Origin of the sequence: Streptomyces sp. NPDC006430 (genome assembly GCF_040612395.1) — a bacterium.
In the GTDB taxonomy this organism is placed as follows: domain Bacteria; phylum Actinomycetota; class Actinomycetes; order Streptomycetales; family Streptomycetaceae; genus Streptomyces.
The window spans coordinates 1-4,283 of the sequence record NZ_JBEXQA010000086.1; the positions used below are offsets into that span (position 1 = coordinate 1).

Below are 4,283 nucleotides of genomic sequence, written 5' to 3' on the forward strand. Positions count from 1 at the left end.
CGCTGTGGCGTCGGGGACGTGGATCAACACCACCTTCTCCGTCCAGTCCCCGCCCGCCACAGGCGGTGCGGCGGACACCGGCCCGGCCACGGACAGTGCGAAGGAACAGGCCGGCCACGGCGCGCCTGGTGTCACCGGACCCGGTGCCCGGGACGCCGGGGGCGGCGAGCGCGGGACCGGTTCGGCATCGCTGAGCCGGACCGCCACCGTGAGCAGTTCGGACACGGGACGCTCCCAAGCCCAATCCCAATCCCAATCCCAAGCCGAAGCCGAAGCCGAGGCGCAGCAGTTCGCCGGCCCGGCACATCAGTTCGCCTCTGTCGGCTCCGTCCCGGGGGCTGTTCCGGCCCCCGGGGTGGTCCAGGGCGACGCGCACGGGGCCGCTGCCGCTCCGGGCACACCTGCGGCAGCCGCACCCGGTATCACTGCAGCCGCAGCACGCGGCGCTGATGACGTGTCGTCCGACGTGGCCGGCGTGGGTCAGGTGGCCGACGAGGCCACCGCTGGGGCGTCGGTTCCGCAAGCCACGGTGAGTACGGCGAGCAGCGGGCCGGACACCCGCACCGGACAGGGAGAGGCTGGTTCGTCTGCTGCGGGGGTTGAGGACACCGTCCACGGCACTTCCAGGCACGACACCGCCACGCGTACGGTCGGGTCCGAAGATGCCGGCGCGGTCCAGGCCCCAACCGCGGGGACCGCTCCCGCCCCGGCGGCCCAGCGTGCTCCGGCTGCCGGGCCGCAGTCCGGCGAGGCTGCCACGTCACCGGCTGCCGCGGCCGGCTCGCCTGCTACGTCGGAGCCTGTGCGGACCACCTCGGACGATCCGACGGCGGGTCATCAGGAGCGTCGGGGGACGGACCGGGTGGCCGCGGCCGGGACACCCGCGCAGCCGGTGCGGACGGCGGATGCGACCACGCCGGTCACGCCCCGGTCGACCCAGTCGCACTCTGCCCTCGCTGACACCGCGGACCGCGCCGTGGCCGTCTCCGCTGAGACGGCGGATGAGGGTGTGGCCGTCTCTGCCGAGGCGGTGGTGGACTGGTCCGCGGTGGCTCCCGGGCAGGCATCCGGGCAGGTCCTGGATGCCGCGGCAACGGCGAGTCAGTCGTCGGTTTCCCCGGGGCGGGGTCTGGCTGAGGGGCAGTCCTCTCCCTCTGCTGCCGCGGTGCCTCGTTCGGCAGTGGCTGCTCCGGGGTCTGCCATGGCCGTCCCCGATTCCGTGCCGCGGCCTGCCAGGGCTGTCTCCGGGGATCTGGTGACGGGCGAGGGCGGTTCGGAGAGGGGTGGGACGGTAGCGGCTCAGCAGTCGGCGGAGCCGGTCCAGACGGTGAGCGAGTCCGCGGGGGCGGTCTCGCTCCAGGGTGTCACCGCGCCCCCGGCGGTCACCTCGCAGACACTCACCCCGGTTTCCGCTCCTGGCCGCACCGCGCACCAAGGCGACGCCGTCTCGAGCCGGTCGGCCGATCAGGCATCCTCCTCCGGCCGGGCGGCGAGTCAGCCGTCTGTTTCCCCGGGCCGGATCTCCACCGAGTCCGGCGGCGCCACCGGTCGCGCGACTGGTGGCGCGCAGGCCGCGCACGACGAGCGCGAGGAGGCTCGGCGGCCGGGCGCATTGGGTACCGTGTCCGGTTCTTCTGCCGGTGACGGCCCGATGGATACGGCTGTCCTGGGCTGGAACGGTGCCGACGCGGTGCGCTCCACTGACCCGGTCTCTGTCCTGGCCGGGCCTGTGGATGATTCCGTGGTGAGTGGTGCTATGGGCGGCTTCGGCGGGGTTGCTGAGCAGGTGCTGGGGTCGGGGCAGGCGGATTCCGACCGGTGGATTCCGTATGGTCCGGTTCGGCGTGGGGTGAAGGTGCGGTACGTGCTGGACCGTCTGCCGGTGGGGCCGGGGGATGGTTCGGTGGCTGATCTGCTGGGTGTGGGTGTGGAGGAGGTGGATGGGTACCGCAGGGGTGTGAGGAGGCCGTCGGAGGCCGTCGGTGAGCGGATCGACGCGGTGTGGCGGTTGCTGCGGGCAGGCCGTACCGGCCTGACCTCGGCCGATGTGGATGACGCCGTGAACGCCGGGCGTTCTCGGTCCGGCCCCGAGGCCGGGAGTGTGGGGGTATCGGGCCAGGCCCGGGGGATGTCCGATGTTTCGCCCGCGGTGAACTACCTGGCGGAGGGTTTGAACGCGGATGAGTTGGAGTTCGTGTCCGAGGCGCTGGCGTCGGATCCTGCCGCGGAGCCCGGGGCGGAGCCGGTGCCGTGGGGCGAGGGCCCGGAGGATCTGGACCTGGATGAGTTGGAGTTCGTGTCCGAGGCGCTGGCGTCGGATCCTGCCGCGGAGCCCAGGGTGGAGCAGGGGGCGGGGGTTGATGGTGTACGGGGTCTGGATCCGGCTGACCTGAGGTTGCTGTCCGAGGCGCTGGAGTCGTCTGCCTTCGCTGTGGTTACTTCCCCCTCGGGTGACGGCGGATCTCGGAACGGGTTTGCTGACGTTGGCGGTCGTGGTGAGGTGGATACGGATGTAGCGGCGCCGCCTGGGCCGAAGCGTCGTCGGGTGGGTGACGGTGGGCAGTCGGTGACGGCGCCGGCTGCTGTTGTGCAGGCCGCGGGTGAGAGTGCTGCCGCAGTCGTTCCAGCCCCGGATGGGGGTCCTGCCAAGTTGCTTCTTCAGGTGCGGTTGGAGCGGGTGAGGGACGGTCTGAGGCTGGACGACGGTGTGGACCCGCTCCCGCGGCTGGCCAAGGTGCTGAGGATCGACAAAGCAGCCCGGGTGCAGGCGATGTTGAGCGGCGCCCTGTTGCAGACCGGCGTGCCCAGGCGAGACATTGAAAGGATCGGTGCGGCCTCCAGCCTGCTCAACGAGCAGGTCGCGGTTACCGCGGAGGCGGTGGACGAACGCGTCCGTGCCCGCATGACTCCTATCCAGCGCACACTGGAGGACCTGATGAAGGAGGCGAGTAAGCCCGGCAGAACAGCCGAGGGAGTGAGATTTTCCAACCTGCTCCAGGCCAAAAGAGAGGTGGCAGATTACCGATTCGGCACGCGGATGCCGACCATGAAGGTCGGTGAAAGGATCAATGCAGTCAAGCGCCTGTTCGACGCAGAACAGTTCGGGTTGACCCCTAAGGATGTGGAGGCCGAGGTCGACCGGTATCGCCGCGATGAAGAGAGAGGGGTGGACTTCGCGGGCAAGCTGGTCTATCTGCGGAGAAAGTTGGGTGGAGTGGGGGCTTCAGCCAAGGCGACCGAAATCCCAGCTGGCTCGATGCGCGCGTATTTGAAAGCGAATTTGAACTCGCAGTCTAACAAAGTCGGGATGGATGTCGCCGAACGGGTTGACAAGCTGTACAGGCTCTATCGGGAACTGGACGAAGTGGCTGAGGAGTCCGGGCTTCCCGCGGACGGCACACTGAACCCGTTCCAGGCCAAGGTGCGGCGTTTGCGGCAACGTCTGGGGAAAGACGAGCTGGACGGATTGCTGAAGGCTTACCCGGGCGAGGTTTCGCGCATCCTCAGCGACGGGGGGAACGCTCGCGTTCAGCTCGCTGAGCGGACCGATGCGGCGTACGGCCTGCTCATGGAGAGGGCCGCGGTTACCGCGGATGCGGTTGACCAGCGTGTGCGTGATGGCTGGACTCCTTTCCAGAAGACGATGGTGTACCTGCTGGGAAGTCTGGGAGCGCGCCGCACCCAGGACGTGCTCAAGCTCAACGAATCCCTCGTCAGGCGTATTCGATCGGGCGTCCAGAGGCCGGGTAAGGAGGTCGGTGACCGGATGAGGGCTCTGGAGCGCCTACTCCGGGCGAGGGACAGGGAGTCCCTCCCGACGCGTGACGAGATGAATGCCGCGGTCGGTGCTATGCCTGCGTATGACCTGAAGGCCAGGGTGGCTTATCTGGTGCTAGTGACGGGATCTGCCGAGTCCTTGGCCATTGAACTCAACTCCGGGCGCAAGGTTGGAGAAAATGGAATCTCTTCAAGCGCGCTGAAGCGTCACCTGAGTAAGCAGATTTCGACGCTCGATTTCGATGTGGCCGAGCAGATTGACCGGGCGTGTCATGAGTTTTGGCGGTTGGGGTTCCGTCCTGCTGACGCCGAGCTGGCCGAGGCTTTGAGGGGCGAGGTCGCTGCCGCGATGGCTGCCGGGTCGGCGGTCGGGTCTGTGGGTGGTGGGGACGGTACGTTGGCGCGGCTTGCCGGTCGGGGGCGGTTGGCGGGTGAGCGGACGCAGGTTGGTTATGCGTGGCGGTGGTTCCGGGATGGGGCGGGGCGGGAGGTTGTTCGGCTGACGC

The 4,283-nt window shown here is 69.0% G+C and carries 1 protein-coding gene and 1 pseudogene; one reads left to right on the forward strand and one right to left on the reverse strand.

Annotated elements, in window-relative coordinates:
* Nucleotides 1–225, reverse strand: a pseudogene (locus ABZZ20_RS36575) (hypothetical protein); the annotation flags it as partial.
* 1,678 nt (nt 226–1,903) lie between these two features.
* Between ABZZ20_RS36575 and ABZZ20_RS36580 the strand changes: the two are divergent.
* Nucleotides 1,904–4,283: hypothetical protein (locus tag ABZZ20_RS36580; protein ID WP_356877329.1), on the forward strand; the 2,380-nt coding region annotated here is incomplete at its 3' end.